This window comes from Candidatus Methylomirabilota bacterium (assembly GCA_035764725.1).
GTDB lineage: Bacteria > Methylomirabilota > Methylomirabilia > Rokubacteriales > CSP1-6 > DASRWT01.
In genome coordinates this window covers 22,916-39,524 of sequence record DASTYT010000040.1, presented here as the reverse complement: position 1 = coordinate 39,524, position 16,609 = coordinate 22,916, and the positions used below count along the sequence as shown (strand labels likewise).

Annotated in this window: 13 protein-coding genes; 4 read left to right on the top strand and 9 right to left on the bottom strand. The window is 69.6% G+C overall.

What is annotated here, in order from left to right; all coding sequences use genetic code 11:
* The first annotated feature begins 90 nt into the window (after positions 1–90).
* Genes VFX14_05550 through VFX14_05540 form a run of 3 tightly spaced genes read left to right on the top strand, consistent with a single transcriptional unit; the run spans position 91 to position 6,274 of the window.
* Positions 91–1,926, top strand: a complete 1,836-nt coding sequence (locus tag VFX14_05550) for an ATP-binding protein (protein ID HEU5189136.1) — start codon at positions 91–93, stop codon at positions 1,924–1,926.
* Entirely contained in the window at positions 1,923–3,971 is a 2,049-nt protein-coding gene (locus VFX14_05545) for a GAF domain-containing protein (GenBank protein ID HEU5189135.1), read from the top strand. Before VFX14_05550 ends, VFX14_05545 begins: the two co-directional genes overlap by 4 nt.
* The gene (locus VFX14_05540) at positions 3,968–6,274 is read left to right on the top strand and encodes a response regulator (protein ID HEU5189134.1); all 2,307 of its coding nucleotides are present in this window, start codon (positions 3,968–3,970) and stop codon (positions 6,272–6,274) included. Before VFX14_05545 ends, VFX14_05540 begins: the two co-directional genes overlap by 4 nt.
* A 33-nt stretch (positions 6,275–6,307) precedes the next feature.
* Here the strand turns inward: VFX14_05540 and VFX14_05535 are convergent, their stop codons facing one another.
* Genes VFX14_05535 through VFX14_05525 form a run of 3 tightly spaced genes read right to left on the bottom strand, consistent with a single transcriptional unit; the run spans position 6,308 to position 9,328 of the window.
* Complete coding sequence (locus VFX14_05535) at positions 6,308–8,197, bottom strand: PhoX family phosphatase (GenBank protein HEU5189133.1); 1,890 nt, start codon at positions 8,195–8,197, stop codon at positions 6,308–6,310.
* A gap of 19 nt (positions 8,198–8,216) precedes the next feature.
* A complete protein-coding gene (locus tag VFX14_05530; protein ID HEU5189132.1) occupies positions 8,217–9,131 on the bottom strand; it encodes a TIGR00269 family protein in 915 nt (304 codons plus the stop codon).
* Positions 9,128–9,328 (bottom strand): MoaD/ThiS family protein, encoded by a 201-nt coding sequence (locus VFX14_05525; protein ID HEU5189131.1) that lies wholly within the window; start codon positions 9,326–9,328, stop codon positions 9,128–9,130. Before VFX14_05525 ends, VFX14_05530 begins: the two co-directional genes overlap by 4 nt.
* Before the next feature lie 23 nt (positions 9,329–9,351).
* Between VFX14_05525 and VFX14_05520 the strand changes: the two genes are divergently transcribed.
* Complete coding sequence (locus tag VFX14_05520; protein ID HEU5189130.1) at positions 9,352–9,957, top strand: NUDIX hydrolase; 606 nt, start codon at positions 9,352–9,354, stop codon at positions 9,955–9,957.
* A gap of 18 nt (positions 9,958–9,975) precedes the next feature.
* Here the strand turns inward: VFX14_05520 and VFX14_05515 are convergent, their stop codons facing one another.
* The 6 genes from VFX14_05515 to boxC all read right to left on the bottom strand — a co-directional run bounded on the left by VFX14_05515 (position 9,976) and on the right by boxC (position 16,600).
* Positions 9,976–10,755 (bottom strand): anti-sigma factor, encoded by a 780-nt coding sequence (locus VFX14_05515; GenBank protein ID HEU5189129.1) that lies wholly within the window; start codon positions 10,753–10,755, stop codon positions 9,976–9,978.
* 8 nt (positions 10,756–10,763) lie between these two features.
* Positions 10,764–11,333 (bottom strand): sigma-70 family RNA polymerase sigma factor, encoded by a 570-nt coding sequence (locus VFX14_05510; protein ID HEU5189128.1) that lies wholly within the window; start codon positions 11,331–11,333, stop codon positions 10,764–10,766.
* A 105-nt stretch (positions 11,334–11,438) separates the two neighbouring features.
* Complete coding sequence (locus tag VFX14_05505) at positions 11,439–13,004, bottom strand: benzoate-CoA ligase family protein (protein ID HEU5189127.1); 1,566 nt, start codon at positions 13,002–13,004, stop codon at positions 11,439–11,441.
* Positions 13,001–13,501, bottom strand: coding sequence for a RidA family protein (locus tag VFX14_05500; protein HEU5189126.1), 501 nt, complete (start codon positions 13,499–13,501; stop codon positions 13,001–13,003). The genes VFX14_05505 and VFX14_05500 overlap by 4 nt, the downstream gene beginning before the upstream one ends.
* A 10-nt stretch (positions 13,502–13,511) precedes the next feature.
* Complete coding sequence (boxB, locus tag VFX14_05495; GenBank protein HEU5189125.1) at positions 13,512–14,930, bottom strand: benzoyl-CoA 2,3-epoxidase subunit BoxB; 1,419 nt, start codon at positions 14,928–14,930, stop codon at positions 13,512–13,514.
* Positions 14,930–16,600, bottom strand: coding sequence for a 2,3-epoxybenzoyl-CoA dihydrolase (gene boxC, locus VFX14_05490; GenBank protein HEU5189124.1), 1,671 nt, complete (start codon positions 16,598–16,600; stop codon positions 14,930–14,932). The genes boxB and boxC overlap by 1 nt, the downstream gene beginning before the upstream one ends.
* Positions 16,601–16,609 lie beyond the last annotated feature (9 nt).

The window sequence follows — 16,609 nt, the reverse complement described above, 5'->3', positions numbered from 1 at the left end:
ATCGCATTTGGGATGCTAACCAATCTTCTGATGCCTCTCCTGTTTGGAACATCTAGCTTTAGCAAGTTCGGACCTCTGTTTTCCCTTGTCATGATCGTGATGATCGGCCATGCGATCATCCGCCACCGATTGATGGACATTCGCGTGAAGGTCCGCCGCGGGGTGGTGTATCTCGCTGCGGTCCTGATCGCCGGCCTCGCGCTGCTGATGCTGCTGGTGGTCTCGAACACGTTCTTCCACGATGAGCACCAGGCGCCCATACGTGAGATCCTCCTCGCGTTGCTCGTGGCGGTCTTGTTCGCCCCGCTCAAGGGGCAGATCCAGCGTGCGTTCGATCGCTACCTCTATCGCGAGCCCTACGACTACCAGAGGACAATCCGGGAGACGAGCCGGGCGCTGAGCACCACCATCGACCTGCCCACCCTCCTCGGTCACTTCGCGCGCACGGTGGGCGCGACGCTGCGGCCGGAGGGGCTGGCGATCTACCTGCTCGACGAGGAGGAGGGCCGGTTCGAGCGCGCCCACCTCCTGGGCCATGGCCAGTTCCCGCAGTCGATCGCGCCCACGCTGCCCCTCCTCACGGAGCTGGAGCGCGAACGGCGCCTGTTCTTCCTCGACGAGGTGGGGCGGCAGCCGGGAGGGCCTGAGCCCGCCGTCATGCTGGCAGGCTTCGCACGGCTGGGCAGCGAGGTACTGGTGCCGCTGGTCGACAGCGACCGCGTGATCGGTTTCCTCGCGGTCGGGGCCAAGCGGTCCGGCGATCCCTTCTTCAGCGACGATGCCGATCTGCTCGCCACCCTCGCGAACCAGTCCGCGGTCGCGGTGCGCAACGCGCAGGTTCACCATCAAGTGCTGCTCGTGAACGAGCACATCCAGCGCATCCTCGCCACGATCGAGAGTGGTGTGGTCGCGGTGGGGGCGCGGGGCCGCATCACGCTCTTCAATCGCGCTGCCGAGGGCCTGGCGGGGGTCTCCGCCCGGGCACTCCTGGGGCAGCCGGTCGGCCACCTGCCGGTTCCCCTGGCCCGGCTGCTCGAGTCCACCGCGGTGGATGGGGAGTCCCGCTCGCAAATCGAGATCGCGCTGCCCAACTCGGCGGGCCAGCTGATCCCCCTGATGTGCTCCACCTCCCCGCTGGTCGGGCTGCAGGGCACCCACCTGGGGGCAGTGGCGGTCTTCAGTGACCTCAGCCGCCTCAAGGAGCTCGAGCAGGAGAAGCGGCGGGCCGAGCGACTGGCCTCGCTGGAGGCGATTGCGTCCGGCATGGTGCATGAGATCAGGAACCCCCTGGTCTCCCTGAAGGCCTTCACGCAGCTCGTTCCGAGCCGGTTCGACGATGCCGAATTCCGGTCGAGGCTGGTCCGGGTGGCTGACCGGGAGATCTCGAGGATCGACGGGCTGCTCGGTAGGTTCCGGACCCTGTCCTCCGCCCACACACAACCCATGGTGCCCGTCGACGTGATGGACCCCATCCAGGCTGCTCTTGAGCTTCTCGGGCCGGAATTCGAGGCACGCGGCATAAGTGTGCGGCGGGCGGGCCCCGCTTCAGTACCAACTATTCCCGGCAATGCGTCGCAAATCGAGCAACTTATCCACAACTTATGCTTAAATTCTCTAGAAGCCATGAGCGAGGGCGGCGAGCTCACCGTAAGGGTGGCTGATCTGCGTGAGGCGGGTGGAAGCTACCTCCTTATCGAGATTTCCGACACCGGACCCGGAGTCCCCCCGGAGCTCATCGATAGGATCTTCAACCCATTCATAACCTCGAAAGCCCGCGGCTCGGGGTTGGGTCTGGCCATCTGCAGCAGCATCGCCGACGCCCACCGAGCTACCCTCCGCGTCCGCAACCACGCCGGCAGACCGGGTTGCGCGTTCACGATCGAGTTTCCTGCCCCGAGCGAGCGCCCGGCGAACATCAGGACATGAGAACGGCTCTCCTGGTCTCGTCCGACGAGACATTGCGGACCCGTCTTCGCCGCGGGCTGGACGGCCGGGCGGTGTTCACCGCGAACTCGGACGAGGAAGGCCTCCGGACGCTCCGCTTCACCGCCGTCGACCTGATCGTGAAGGACGCCTCCCCGGCCCGCGACGTGCCCGCCTTCGTTGAGCGCGCCCGCCAGCTCTGCCCCACCGCGGTGGTGGTGTGCGTACTGCCTGCCCAGGGGACTCAGTCGGAGGACGAACCGGCCATCGATCACGCGGACTTCGTGCTCCTTCAGCCCTTTACCACCAGCCATCTCCAGGGCGTGCTGCGCCAGGCGGAAGAAAAGCTCCGCCTCGTCCAGGAGGTATCGGCGCTGCGCTCTGTGCCCCGACCGGTCGAGACGGCGGTGGCGACCAACGATCCGGGGCCTGCCCTCGATCTCCCCTCCGACGTCCTGACGCGCATGGTCCGGGAGTTCGCGAAGGCGCTCTCGGCCGGCTTCGACATCTCGCGGGTGCTGGATCTCTTCCTGGACGCCGTGGGCGAGCTCGCCCGGCCCACGCGGAGCGCCATCCTCGCCGCCGATCAGACCGCGCGACACTACCGCATTGCCGCCCAGCGCGGCCTGCCGCCCCACGTGGTGGAGTCGGTGGTGCTCTCGGCCGACGGCGGGCTCCCGCTTTGGCTGGCCGCCGAGGGGCGCCTGATCCACATCGAAGAGGCCCAGGCCCGGGCCACCGACCCCACCGCACGCGAGATCGCCAAGGAGATGGCGGTCCTGCAATCGGTGATCGCGGTGCCGCTGATCTCGCACAGCGAGCTCGTCGCGGTCCTCACGCTGGGGCAGCGGGTGACCGGCGGCGCGTACAGCCGGCGCGAGACCGAGATCATCTACAACCTCGCAAGCCACCTTGCCACCGCGATTCGGGACATCCGCGTCCACCATCTCCTCGAGTACCAGAAGCAGTTCACTGAGCGGATCCTCGCGCACATGTCGAACGGCGTCATCACCATCGGCCCGGACGAGCGGGTGGTGATCATCAACCGCCGCGCCGAGGAGATCCTCGGAATCGCCGCGCGCGACGCCCTCAACCGGGACCTGCGCGTCCTCCCCTCACCGCTCGGCGATCTTCTCTTCGAGACCCTCACCCGGGGGCGCGCGATCCACCGCGAAGAGGTACAGCTCGCCCTGCGCGGGCTCCCCCTCGAGGTGTCTACGTACCCCGTGACCGGCGAGGGCTCGGCGACGTTGGGCGCCGTGCTGGTGTTCGAGGACCTCACCCAGCAGCGCCAGGCCGCCCGCGAGCGGCGCGAGGCCGAGCAGCTCGAGCTCCTCACCCGCGTCGTGGCGCGGATCGCCGACGAGATCAAGAACCCGCTGGTCTCCATCCGGACGTTCATGGAGCTCCTCGAGGAGCGCTACGATGACGCCGGCTTCCGCAATCACTTCGCCTCGGTGGTCGGCCGCGACGTGCGGCGCCTCGTCCAGATGTTCGAGAAGCTGGCCGCGCTCGTAAACGAGGGCGATTACAAGCTCGAGGTCGTGGACACCCGCCTCGCGGTAGAGGAGTGTCTGCAGGAGCTGGGCGCCCAGGCGGTGCCCGCCGCGGGCGCGGAAGCGCGCCTCCTCGCCTTCGTGGACGAGACTACCCAGAAGCACGTCTCGGCGACCTACTCGTACGAGGGTCGGACCTTCCTCGTGCGCGGCGACCGCTCCATGCTCAAAAAGGCTGTGGCGTACCTGGTGTGGTTCCTCCTCCGCAAGACCCCCGGTCAGGACGCCAAGCTCTCCGTCTCCGTATCCCGTCTCGACAAGGAGGATCGTGTGCGGATCACCGTCGCGTCGCGCACCGCCGACGTCCGGTCGGACGAGCTCCACCGAATCTTCGATCCCATCCAGGTGGTCCAGGAAAACCTGATCGACGTGGGGCCGTGCGTGAGCCAGCGCATCATCGAGGCGCAGGGAGGCCGGCTGGAGGTGCGGCAGGGCCGGGCTGAGGTGACGTTCACCGCGCTGCTGCCCGGGGTGCCCGGGATCACCGCATGAGCGACCGCGCGCGGATCCTCGTGGTGGACGACGAGATGGGACCGCGGGAGTCCCTCCGCATGATCCTCAAGCCCCGTCACGACATCGCCACCGCGGACAGCGGCGAGGCGGCGCTACGGGCCCTCCGGACGTTCCATCCCGATCTGATCTTCATGGACATCAAGATGCCGCAGATGGACGGCATCGAGCTGCTGCGCCGGATCAAGGCCATCGACCAGAGCATCGAGGTGGTGATGATCACGGCGTATGCCTCGCTGGAGACGGTGAAGAACGCACTCACCCACGGCGCGTTCGAGTACCTCATCAAGCCGTTCAGCCGGCAGGACCTCGAGGAGACGGTGCGCCGCGCCCTCGCGCGGCGGCAGACCGAGCTCGGCACGCGCAACCAGCTCACCTCGCTGGTCGACGAGATGCGCGCCCTCGCGGGCAAGACGCGCGACCTCGAGGAGGAGGCGCGGCGCGAGCAGGCCGAGCAGTCGCTACGGGTCACCCAGCTTTCGATCCTTCGAGAGATCTCGCGCGGCCTCCTGGGCCAGCTTGACCTCACCCAGCTCATCGTGACCATCACGGACCAGCTCCGCGCCGCCCTGGGTTACGACGACGTGCGGATCCACCTCGGCTCCGCGCCCGACGAGAGCCTGACCGGCACGAACGGGGTGGTGTGCCCGATCCGGGACGACGGCAGCACGCTCGGCTATCTCGCCACCGCCAACCAGGCGAGCGCGCGGCCCATCGACCCGCGCGAGCGGGAGCTGCTGGAGATGCTGTCCGACTACCTGGCCGTCGCCATCCGCAACTCGCGCCTCTACGGCCAGGTTGCCGATACCAAGCGCTCCCTCGAGCAGCTCATCCAGTCCGCGGGCGACGGCATCATCTCGCTGGATCGCGACGACCGCGTGGTGGGCTGGAATCCCGCGGCCGAGCGCATCTTCGGCATCCCCACCGCCACCGCGGTCGGTCGCCCGATCACCCAGTTCCTCCCGCTCGATCAGTACGTGGCCGCCCGCGCCGCCCTCTCACCGGAGTCGCCCGTGCGCGTCTTCGAGGTGTCGTCGCGGCGCGAGGACGGGACGGGGCTCAATCTGGCGGTGACGCTCTCCGCACTCACCGGGCGCGAGGGGCAGATCGAGGGCATGCTGGCGATCGTGCACGACACGACCGCGCAGCGTGAGCTCGAGGCGCAGATGCTCCAGTCGGAAAAGCTAACCGCGCTGGGGCAGATGGCCGGGGGCATCGCGCACGATTTCAACAACCTGCTCCAGGCTATCCTCGGCTACGCCCAGCTCATGGGGAAGAACCCCGCGAACGTGGACGTGGTCCGCCGCGGGCTCGACGTCATCGAGGCCGCCGCGACCGGCGGCGCGGAGACGGTGCGGCGCATTCAGAAGTTCGCACGCCTGCGGCCCGACGAGCCCTTCGTCTCCCTCGATCTGAACGCGGTGGTCAACGACGCGGTGGCCATCACTCAGCCCCGCTGGGAGGAGCGGTCCGCCAAGGGCGGCCTGCCCCTGCGCATGGAGCTCAAGCTGCCGCCGATACCCGCGGTGATGGGGCGGCCCTCCGAGCTGAACGAGGTCGTGACCAACCTCATCCTGAACGCCATCGACGCCATGCCGGCGGGCGGCATCCTCACCATTCGCACCCACGTGGAGCGGGGCGACGTCGTGGTCCTCACCGTGGCCGACACGGGCACCGGCATGCCGGAGGCCGTGCGCAAGCGCGTGTTCGATCCCTTCTTCACCACGAAGGGCGAAGCCGGTACGGGTCTCGGCCTCTCCGTGTCCTACTCGATCGTGAAGCGCCACAACGGGGAGATGCGGGTGGACAGCCTCCTCGGCCGCGGCACGACGTTTACGATCCTGCTGCCGATGGCGGTCGCGTCGTCGGCCGAGGCCGCGCTGGACGCCGACACGCCCGGCAGTCGGCGGGGTCGCATCCTCGTCGTGGACAACGATGCGCAGGTCCTGGCCATCCTCACCGAGATGCTAAAGGAGGCGGGACACGACGTGATCGCGGTCTCCAGCGGCGCCGCCGCCATGGACGTGTTCCGCCCCGGCGCCTTCGACGTGGTGCTCACGAACATCGGGATGGTGGGCATGACGGGCTGGGAAGTCGCGCAGCGCATCCGGGCGCACGACCGGGACATTCCCGTTGCGTTCATCACCGGCTGGGGGCTGCACGAGGAGGACCAGGAGCGCTGCCGGCACCTGGGGATCCATCATGTGCTCTTCAAGCCGGTGGGGCCCGCCGAGCTACACCGGACGATCCAGAGCACCCTCGCCGAGCACGCCGCCCGCGCATAGCAAGGGGCCGCCGGGCCGCTCAGCCCGGCTTCGTCAGGTTCCGACCACGCCTCCGTCGCGCCGCCGGATTGCCACCGTCGCCGACCGCGGTCGCCCGTCCGCGGCGAAGTCCGGCCAGTTGGACACGGCGCGCGGCCGCTCGGGATCGGAGCGATCGCCCGGCACCTCGCCCGGATGCTGGATGTTCACGAACGCGGTGCGGTTGTCCGGAGTGGTGTGGAAGCCGGTGATCTCGCACCCGCGTGGGCCCGTGAGGAAGCGGCGGAACACTCCCTTCGAGGGATCGGCGACCAGCATTTGGTTGTTGCCCAGCGGAGCGAAGGCGCCGCGCAGCAGCAACGTGGGCGAGATATCGGTCTCCACCCACAGCGTGCCCATGCTGTCGATCCAGAGGCCGTCGGGACACGCAAAGGGATCGCCCTTGATCGTCCCGCTGCCCTCGGGACCGGCCTCCACGAACACGTCCCACGTGAAGCGGGTCGCCGCGGGGCTGCCCTTGTCCTCGCGCCACCGGATGAGGTGCCCGTAGGGATTCGGCGCTCGGCGGTTGGCCGGGTTCGGGCCTTCGTTGCCGTCGCGGCCACGCTCGGCGTTGTTGGTGCACGAGCAGTAGACCTCGCCCGTCGCCGGGTGCGGCACGATCCACTCCGTGCGGTCCATCTTGGTGGCGCCCAGGGCATCGGCGGCCTGGCGGGTCCGTACGACGACCTCACCCTGGTCGTGAAAGCCGTTCGCCGCGGTGAGCGGGCCCGTGCCGTGCACGAGCGGGAGCCACGCCCCCGTCCCGTCGGCATTGAAGCGCGCGACGTAGAGCGTGCCCGCGTCCAGGAGGTTGCGGTTCGCCTCACGGTTGCCCGGCTCCCACGGCTTTGCAGGCACGAACTTGTATACGTACTCGAAGGCCGCGTCGTCGCCCATGTAGAAGGCAAAGCGCCGGTCCTTCCCCACGAACGAGGCCGCGCCTTCGTGGGCGAAGCGCCCCAGCGCGGTGCGCTTGATCGGGACCGTGAGGGGGTCGTGGGGGTCGATCTCGACGACCCAGCCGAAGCGGTGGAACTCGTTGGGATGGCGGCCGGCGTCGAAGCGCTGGTCGTGCTCCTCCCAGCGAACGCCGCGGCCCTTGGCGGAGAGGCGGTAGCGGCGCTGGTCGTCGGTCAGCGCGCCCGTATTGACGAAGTAGAGGTGCCAGTTCTCCTCGCACGTGAGGTAGGTGCCCCAGGGCGTCCACCCGTGCGCGCAGCAGCTGTGCGTCCCGCGCACGAGGCGGCCCACCGGATCGGCGGCGGTGCGCATCAGTGGATGGGTCGCGGCGGGGCCGGCGAGCGCACAGTCGCTTCGAGCGGTGACGCGGCGCGCATAGCGCGACGGCCGGACTACTGTCCACTTCCCACCCTCCAGGCGCACTTCGATCACCGACACCCCCACCGCGTGCTGAGCCTTGAGGACCTTCTCGACGCTCCAGGTCTTCTGCCCGTCCGGGAAGAGCAGGCCCTCGTCGAGGTACTCGTGGTTCATCACGAGCAGGCCATGGGTGGAGTCGCGCGAGCCCGCGGGGAGGGGGAAGAAGTGCATGCCGTCGTGGTGCATGCCCGCCTGCACCGCCTGCTCAGCGGCGGTGTTCGACGCGTCCGGCTTGAACGGGGGCATCGCCCCCGGCACCCCGACAGGATCACCCCAGGAGTAGAGAACCTGAGCATCGTACTCGGGCGGCACCCGGAGGAGGTCGTCCGACGACACGGGCACTGCCGTGAAGCCGATATCGGGCCGCGAGCCGAACATCGCGCAGCCGGCGGAGGCCGCGAAGGCGACCCCACCCAGGCCGGTCTTCAATAGCTCCCGCCGCGACAGCAGTACGTCGCTGAACGTAGGATTGGCCGCGGGATTGGGCGCCGCCTCGGCGCCCCGGTGGAGATTCCGGCTCATCGCCGCCGCGGCCCGCGGCTCAGGCGTGGGCCTGGGACTGCCGGCGCACCTGATCGGAGAGCTTGCAGAACGCGCAGATCTCGCCGGTCGTCACCTGGCCGCAGCGGACGCACTCCGTGAGCGTCACGTCCTTCGCCCGCTCGAACGCCGGACGAGCCTTGTCGAGGAACCCGAAGAGGAAGTTATGCTTGGCCCCTGGCGAGACGGCCTCCAGGCGGTTCAGGACTTCCTTGTGGGCCAGCGAGGTCGCGCCTCGCGAGAACGGGCACTCCTCCACGATGTAGTCGATGCCGCGCAGGAAGGCGTAGGCGGCCGTCTCGCGCTCCGACAGCCGGTAGAGGGGCTTCACCCGGCGCACGAGCTTGGGGTGCGTGGCTTCGAGCATCGGCGACTGGCGCGCGAGCGCCTCCGTCTGCCAGTGCAGGACGGAGCCGAAGAGGGTCGCCGCCTCGTCGTCCAGGTTGTGGCCGGTGGCGACCACGCGATAGCCGTGGTCCAGAGCGGCGCGATTCATGAGATAGCGCTTGGACAGGCCGCACGCCGAGCACGTGGGACGTCGGGTGACCTTCTGCACCTCGGGGATGGGCGCGCCCACGGCGTCCACCACGCGCTCCACGATCAGCTTCTGTCCCCGCGCCGCCGCGAAGGCCTCGCACTTGGCCTTGGACTCCACCGAGTACTCGGAGATGCCGAGGTCGAGGTAGAGGCCGGCGGTCTCGTACCCCTCGCCGAGCAGCACGTCCCAGAGGGCGAGCGAGTCCTTGCCGCCGGACACCGCGACCAGGATCGTCGTCTCGGGCACGAACATGCGGTAGTGGCGGATGGCCTCCCGCACCTGCTTCTGGAAGAACTCCAGGAAGTGGGGCGAGCAGAACGCCGCGTTGTGCCGCCGCAGCTCGAGCGCGGCCGTGTCGCCGCACTTGCGGCACTTCATGCGCGCCCTCCGGAGATAACGGGCCGCAGCTCGATCTCGTCGTCCTCACCCACCACGGCATCGGCGGTGAGCAGCTCCGAGCCGCGGATGACCAGGACCGTCTCCGGCAGCACGTCGAGCTCCCGCAGGAGGTCCTTCACGCGCCGCTTGCCCGCGATCTCCACCTGGCGCTTGGGATATCGGAGGGTCACCTTCATCAGGCTGCGATTATACCGCGCGCATGCTACAAGAGGTCGTCACCATGCCCACGCCCGGAGACCTCACGCGCCACGACCGCGCGCGCCACGCGCGCACCCCATGGACCACCGAGTCCACCCGCCCTGTCTACGCCAACCCATGGATCCGGGTGCGCGAGGACGTCGCCCGCCTGCCCGACGGGCGCACCACCATCTACGGCGTGGTCGAATGCGGCGAGGCGGTGGGCGTGCTCCCGTTCGTCGACCGCGACACCGTGCTCCTGGTGGGCCAGTACCGCTACGTGGCCCGCGACTTCTACTGGGAGATGCCGACGGGGGCCCACCACGCGGGGGAGTCCCTGGAGGCCACCGCCCAGCGCGAGCTCGCCGAGGAGGCGGGCTACGAGGCGGGACGCCTGGTGGCGCTGGGCGACTTCCACACCTCGAAGAGCATCCTCCGCGAAGTCGCGCACCTCTACATCGCCGAGGCGCTGCGGCCGGCCTCTCGGCCGCCCGATCACACGGAGTTCATCGAACGGCGGACGTTTTCCTTCGCCGAGGCGCTCGCCATGGTCGAGCGAGGCGAGATCAAGGACGCGATGACGATCGTCGCCGTCCTGCGGGCGGCCCGCCTCCGCACAGCGCGCTGACGCGCGGCACGGCGGCGCTCAGGCCGACTTGCCCGCGAGGTACATCGCGCCCGTGGGCGCGGGCACGCCGCCCTCCGGCTCCAGCGTGACCGCGAAGACGTCCACGCGGCTCACACCCGGCAGGGGCGGCACCCGGAGACTGCCCGTGCCCTTCGGATCCACGGTGAACACGCCGGCGGAGACGGGCGCGCTCTTCCCGACGATAGCCCAGAGCTGATAGGCCTTGCCGGGCGGCGGGGCCGGCAGGCCCGCGGCGACGAGCAGCCCACCCGCCTTCTCGTGCCACAGCATGCGCGCGTGGGCGCCTGGACTCGGGGTCTGCCCGCTCAGCGCGACCATCTGAGTCGCGGGATCGCGGAGGATGGCCAGCACCGATGCCTGACGATCGAGCTCGGCCTTGAGCGTCCGCGCTTCCTGCCCCAGCGTCTCGAGGCGGTGCTCGTACCGGCTGGACACCGCCAGGCCGACCGCGATGGCGGCGACGCCGGCGGCCATGGCCCCCGCGAGCACGACCGTCCACACCGAGCGCCGCGGCCGGCCGTGGAGCGGGACCACGCGCGCGCCGTTGCCCGCGCGCGGCGAGGCCGCGACGCGCGCCAGGAGCGCGGCCTTCACCTCGGGCGGCGGCGGCTCCGGGCGCTCGGCCGCCACGCGGACGAGTGTCTCCTCGAATCGCCGGAGGGCGCGGCGCGCCGCCTCGTCGGCGCGCAGCAGCCCCTCGAAGCGCGCGCGGTCCTCGGCGTCGAGGCCGCCGAGGGCGTAGCCCGCCGCCAGCTCGTCCAGCTCGTCCCGACTCATCTCAGGGCTCACGCGTCGTCCACCTTGAAGGCCGCCCGCAGGCGCTCGAGTCCGAGGCGGATCCGTGTCTTCACCGTCCCCAGCGGCTCTCCCAGCTTCGCAGCGATCTCCGACTGCGTGAGCCCCTCGAGGAACGCCAGCTCGATGGCCCGCCGTTGCGGGCCCGGCAGCTGATCGAGGGCCCCACGCGCGAGCCCGCGGTCCTCCGCGGCGAGGCCGGGATCGTCGGCCCGCGTGGCCGTCGCAGCCGCGACCCGCTCGTCCACCGGGGCCGCGAACGTCTGCTCTCTTCTACGGATGGACCGGAGCTTGTCGATTGCTCGCGTCTTCGCCCGCATCACGAGCCAGGCCTCGGGGCTGCCGCGGGAGGGGTCGTAGCTGGGCGCGTCCTGCCACACCTGCCAGAACACCTCCTGCAGCACCTCCTTCGCCGCCTCGGGATCCCGGAGAATGCGGCGGATCAAGCCGAACGCCAGCGCCGCGTGCGCGTCGTAGAAGCGCTCGAAGGCGCCGCGATCGCCGCGGGCGATGGCCGCGATGAGGCCCGCGGCGGCGGAAGCCCGATTGCTCTCGCGCATCCTGGCGTCCATGAGTAGCAGAGGCGCCGGCCGCTGACAACTTCACGGCGCGAGATCCGCCGGGCGGGCGCCGCGCGTAGGAAGGCTGGGAGGGTGTGGCCCCGGTTACTGGCGAAGCTTGAACCGCTGGATCTTCCCGGTGGCGGTCTTGGGCAGCTCGCTCACGAACTCGATCCAGCGGGGATATTTGTACGGCGCGATCTTGTCCTTCACGAACTGCTTGATCTCGGCATCGAGGGCGGGGCCGGCCGCGTGGCCGTCCTTGAGGACGACGTAGGCCTTGGGCTTCACGAGGCGCTCTTCGTCCTCCTGCCCCACCACCGCCACCTCGAGCACCGCAGGATGGCTGATCAGGGTGTTCTCGACCTCGACGGGCGAGACCCAGATGCCGCCGACCTTCAGCATGTCGTCGCCGCGCCCGCAGTACCAGAAGAACCCGTCCTCGTCTTCGTAGTACTTGTCGCCGGTGTTGATCCAGTGACCGTGCAGCGTGTTCTTGGTCTTCTCATGCTGATTCCAGTAGTACGCCATCGTCGAGTCGCCCTTGACGCGCAGGTTGCCGATCTCGCCGCGCGGCACCGGCTGTCCCTCGTCGTCCACGATGCGCGCCTCGTAGCCCGGCACCGGGAGCCCGGTCGACCCCGGCCTCGTCCTCCCTGGACGGTTCGAGAGGAAGATGTGGAGGATCTCCGTGGTCCCGATCCCGTCCAGGATCTCGACGCCGAATCGCTCGCCCCACCGCTTGAAAAGCTCCTCGGGCAGGGCCTCGCCCGCCGACACGCAGAGGCGCAGGGACGAGAGATCGTACTTGGCGTCGGCGTCCCTTACCTGCAGCATCGCCGCGTACAGGGTGGGAACCCCGAAAAAGAGGGTCGGCCGCGTCTTGGTGATCAGCTCGAACATCGCCTCGGGCAGCGGCCGGCCGGGGTAGAGCACTCCCTGCCCACCCATGCCCATCGGGAAATACATGTTGTTGCCCATCCCGTAGGCGAAGAAGAGCTTGGCCGCCGACACCGTACGATCGGCCTCGGTCATGCGGAGGACCTGCCGCGCGTAGGTGTCCAGGCAGACCACCATGTCGTGCTGGAGATGTACCGCGCCCTTCGGGAATCCGGTGGAGCCCGAGGAGTAGAGCCAGAACGCGGCGTCGTCCCGCGAGGTCTCCACGGCATCCAGGCGCGCACTCGCCTTCTCCAGCAGGGTGTCGAAGCCCAGCGCCCGCCCCTTGGCGGCGCCGGTGACGATCACCTGGCGGAGGAAGCGCGCCTCCCCGAGCACGGGCTCCACCACTGCGTAGAGTGGCTCCGAGACCACGAGCACGGTAGCCCGGCTGTCGTTGAGGAAGTAAAGATAGTCGGGTGCGCGCAGCATCGTGTTGAGCGGCACCGGGATCGCCCCGATCTTGATGGCGCCCCAGAAGGCGGCGAGAAAGTCCGCCGTGTCGAGCAGGAGGCAGAGCACGCGCTGCTCGCGCTCCACCCCGAGCGCCTGAAGCGCATGGCCCGCGCGGTTCACCCGTTCCTGGAGCCCCGCATAGGTCAGGGTGCCCCCCTCGTGGTGGAAGGCCACGCGCCCGCCGCGCCCTTCCGCGACGTGCCGATCCACGAAGAAGGACGCGGCGTTGAACCGCTCGGGAATGGGCGTCGACGTCCCGTCCACCGGGGCGCTCACCTGCGCCGCCGCGCCGGGCGCCGCCCGGGGGGCTTGGCCTTCCGCGCGGCCGCGCGGGCCGGCGCGGTCGCGCGCGCCGCCGGCGCCGCGGCGGCCGGCTTCACCGCCATCGCCTCGATCTCGACGAGAAGCTCCGGATGCACGAGCCGCGAGACCACCAGCAGGGTGTTCGGAGGGAACACGCCGTCCGGGAAGTAGGCAGGGAATGCGGCGCGGCGGGCGCTCATGAAGCCCTCGATGTCGGCGGCGCTGGTGAGGAAGGTCTGAAAGCGCACCACGTCTCGCATGGACGTACCCGCCGCCTTCAGCACCGCCTCCACGTTGGCGAGCGCCTGACGCGTCTGGGCGCCCACGTCGCCCGCCCCCACCACCTGCCCCTCCCGCATGCCCACCTGCCCGGCGACCACGACGATCTCGCCGGGCCCGGCGATCATGCCGTGCGAGTACATGCCCAGTGGCGAACCCAGCGTCTTTCCGGTGACGGCGCGCGGCGCCATGGCGACCTCCTCAGGGGAGCCGGACGTACTCGAACTCGATGGGCTTGCTGTTGATCCCGCGCGGGGGCGGCGCGATCCAGCTGGCGAACTTGCCCGGCTCCGTCACGCCCTGCATGAGACTCCCCACGAAGGCCTGGTCCTCGGAGGTCGGCAGCCACGCACGGTGCTTCGCGTCCCACTCCGCCTGGCTGAGCACCCGGCCGTCCGGAGACACCTTCACGTCGGCGAAGGCGCCGATGGCGCGGTGGAAGGCGCGATGGGGCAGCCGCAGCTCCACGTCGATGCTGTGCTGCTTGATCACCTGGTTCCAGCGCGCGACCCCGCGCGCGCAGTCGGCGACGTAGTCATCGCGCAGGCGCTCGTTGAGGGAGACGAGCGCGGCCTCCGGGCGGGTGACGAGGCGGTCGCCCTGCACGTCGGCGATCGTGTAGGTCGCGTCCTTCAGCCGGTGATCGTCGTCCTTCTTGGTCTCCTCGAAGCGCCCCTTGAGCCCCATCGTGTAGAAGTTGGCGGCGTTGGTGGAGACCTCGGAGCCGAACAGGTCCAGGGACACCGAGCAGTGGAAGTTGATGTACTTCTGGATCGTCGCGAGGTCGATGCCCCCGTGCTTCCGCACGTCGTCCGTCCGGTGCTCGCGCATGAGCTCGCACGTCCGCTGGACGACCCGCTGCACGCCCGACTCGCCCACGAACATGTGGTGAGCTTCCTCGGTGAGCATGAAGCGGCAGGTGCGCGACAGCGGGTCGAAGCCGCTCTCGGCGAGGCTTGCGAGCTGATATTTGCCGTCGCGATCGGTGAAGAAGCAGAACATGAGGTACGAGAGCCAGTCCGGCGTACGCTCGTTGAACGCGCCGAGGATCCGCGGCTTGTCGGCGTCGCCCGAGCGGCGCTGGAGCAGCGCCTCGGACTCCTCGCGGCCGTCGCGCCCGAAGTGGGCATCGAGAAGGTACACCATCGCCCAGAGGTGCCGCCCCTCCTCCACGTTGACCTGGAAGAGATTGCGTAGGTCGTAGAGCGACGGGCACGTCTTGCCCAGATGACGCTGCTGCTCGACCGACGCCGGCTCGGTGTCGCCCTGGGTGACGATGAGGCGGCGCAGGACCCCGCGGTACTCACCGGGCACCTCCTGCCAGGCCGGCGAGCCCTTGTGATCGCCGAAGTTGATGAGCCGGCTCGGCTCGGGCTCGGCGAGGAAGATGCCCCACCGGTACTCGGGCATGCGTACCCAGTCGAAGTGGGCCCATCCCTGCGCGTCCACGCTCACCGCGGTACGGAGGTAGACCTCGTTGTCCTGAAAGCCCGTCGGCCCCATGTCGTGCCACCACTCGAGGAATTTCGGCTGCCACTCCTCGAGCGCGCGCTGGAGCCGCCGGTTCTCGGTGAGGTTGACGTTGTTCGGGATCCGCTCGGAGTAATCGATGCCCGGCATCACACTCTCCTTCGGTCGAAATCGGCGCGCTCGCCCGTGCCGTACACCTTGAGCGCACCCTTGGGCCCGACCGCATTGGGTCGCTGGAAGATCCAGTTCTGCCACGCGGTGAGCCGGGCGAAGATCTTGCTCTCGAGCGTCTCGGGACCGCCGAAGCGGAGCGACGCCTCCATGCCCGTGAGGGCGTCGGGTGAGAAGGCCGCGCGCTCTTCCAGCGCGATGCGGACCTCGTCCTCCCAGTCGATGTCGTCGGGCGCGAACGTGACGAGCCCGGCGTCGAGGGCGGCCGCCGCCTCCAGGTCCTGACCGATGCGGCCCTTCAGGTCGTCGGCCCGGGCCGGCTCGTCGAGGAAGCGGCTGGCCAGGCGCGAGAGCCCGTTGACCATGGGATAGGACCCGAAGTTCGCGCCGGTGAGGCGCACCGTCGGCGCCGGCCGGTCGTCGCCCTCGCGCGGCCCGTCGAGCATGTAGGCCCGGTCAGCGGCGAGAGCCAGCTCGAGGAGCGTACCGGCGAAGCACGACCCGGGCTCGATCAGGACGAAGATGGACCGCGACGTCACGTCGAGGCGCTTGAAAACGCGCTTCAGGAAGAGCCGCACCTCGCGGACCAGCCAATCGCTCTGATGGTCGAGCAGCAGCCGGTCGTGCGCCTCGACGGCATCCGCGCTTCCTTCGGTGCGGAGCACCCAGACGCCGACCTCCTCCTCGTTGCAACGAAGGTGCAGGATCACGTCGTCGAGCTCACGCGCCACGGCGAGCGGCCAGAAGCCGGCGCCGGCGGCGTGGATGGCGGCGAGGCCGGCGGGGGCGGCTCCGGTGGGCGCCGAGACCGTGATCTCCGCGATGCCGCGCTCCCGATCGAGGTCGCAGCGCACGTGGCGGTAGGCGATCCGGTCGCCCTCGATGGTCCGGGCGAGCGGCGTGAGCGCGATCCCGCGCGCGTCCGCCGGCCGATCGGTCCGGGCCGCCAGGGCGGCGGCACGGACCTTCACGGTCTCGTCCAGGCGCGAGCGCGGCACCACCTCGTCCACCAGCCGCCACTCCACCGCCCGCTGACCCTTGATGCCCTCCTCCAGCGTGCAGAAGAAGTCGGCGCGATCGCGCCTTACGCGGCGCTTGTCGACGAGCCGGGTGAGCCCGCCGGTGCCGGGCAGGACCGCGAGCAGCGGCACTTCGGGCAGCGCCACGGTCGTCGAGGCGTCATCGGCCATGACGATGTGGTCGCAGGCCAGCGCCAGCTCGTAGCCACCCCCCGCGCAGGGCCCGTTCACCGCGCAGATCCACGCCTGCTTCGACTCGGCGGTGGCTTCCTCGATCCCGTTGCGCGTCTCGTTGGTGAACTTGCAGAAGTTCACCTTCCAGCCGTGCGACGACTGGTTGAGCATGCGGATGTTCGCGCCCGCGCAGAAGATCCGCTCCTTGCCGGACGTCAAGATGACCGCGCCGACCTCGGGATGCTCGAAGCGCAGGCGCTGGATGGCGTCGTGGAGCTCGATGTCCACGCCGAGGTCGTACGAGTTCAGCTTGAGCTCGTAGCCGGGCACCAGCCCGCCGGCCTCGTCGACGTCCATCCGGAGCGTCGCGACCCGTCCGTCGATCGAGAGCTTCCAGTGCCGGTACCGGGACGGCTCGGTCCGGAAGTCCACGATCGTCCGCGTCGGCTCCGTCATCGGTTCCTC

What these genes read in the sequence shown, in the direction of transcription:
- VFX14_05550 (HEU5189136.1), top strand. Translation starts at nt 91, where the DNA reads ATGATCGTGATGATCGGCCATGCGATCATCCGCCACCGATTGATGGAC.
- VFX14_05545 (HEU5189135.1), top strand. Translation starts at nt 1,923, where the DNA reads ATGAGAACGGCTCTCCTGGTCTCGTCCGACGAGACATTGCGGACCCGT.
- VFX14_05540 (HEU5189134.1), top strand. Translation starts at nt 3,968, where the DNA reads ATGAGCGACCGCGCGCGGATCCTCGTGGTGGACGACGAGATGGGACCG.
- VFX14_05535 (HEU5189133.1), bottom strand. Translation starts at nt 8,197, where the DNA reads ATGAGCCGGAATCTCCACCGGGGCGCCGAGGCGGCGCCCAATCCCGCG.
- VFX14_05530 (HEU5189132.1), bottom strand. Translation starts at nt 9,131, where the DNA reads ATGAAGTGCCGCAAGTGCGGCGACACGGCCGCGCTCGAGCTGCGGCGG.
- VFX14_05525 (HEU5189131.1), bottom strand. Translation starts at nt 9,328, where the DNA reads ATGAAGGTGACCCTCCGATATCCCAAGCGCCAGGTGGAGATCGCGGGC.
- VFX14_05520 (HEU5189130.1), top strand. Translation starts at nt 9,352, where the DNA reads ATGCTACAAGAGGTCGTCACCATGCCCACGCCCGGAGACCTCACGCGC.
- VFX14_05515 (HEU5189129.1), bottom strand. Translation starts at nt 10,755, where the DNA reads ATGAGTCGGGACGAGCTGGACGAGCTGGCGGCGGGCTACGCCCTCGGC.
- VFX14_05510 (HEU5189128.1), bottom strand. Translation starts at nt 11,333, where the DNA reads ATGCGCGAGAGCAATCGGGCTTCCGCCGCCGCGGGCCTCATCGCGGCC.
- VFX14_05500 (HEU5189126.1), bottom strand. Translation starts at nt 13,501, where the DNA reads ATGGCGCCGCGCGCCGTCACCGGAAAGACGCTGGGTTCGCCACTGGGC.
- boxB (HEU5189125.1), bottom strand. Translation starts at nt 14,930, where the DNA reads ATGCCGGGCATCGATTACTCCGAGCGGATCCCGAACAACGTCAACCTC.
- boxC (HEU5189124.1), bottom strand. Translation starts at nt 16,600, where the DNA reads ATGACGGAGCCGACGCGGACGATCGTGGACTTCCGGACCGAGCCGTCC.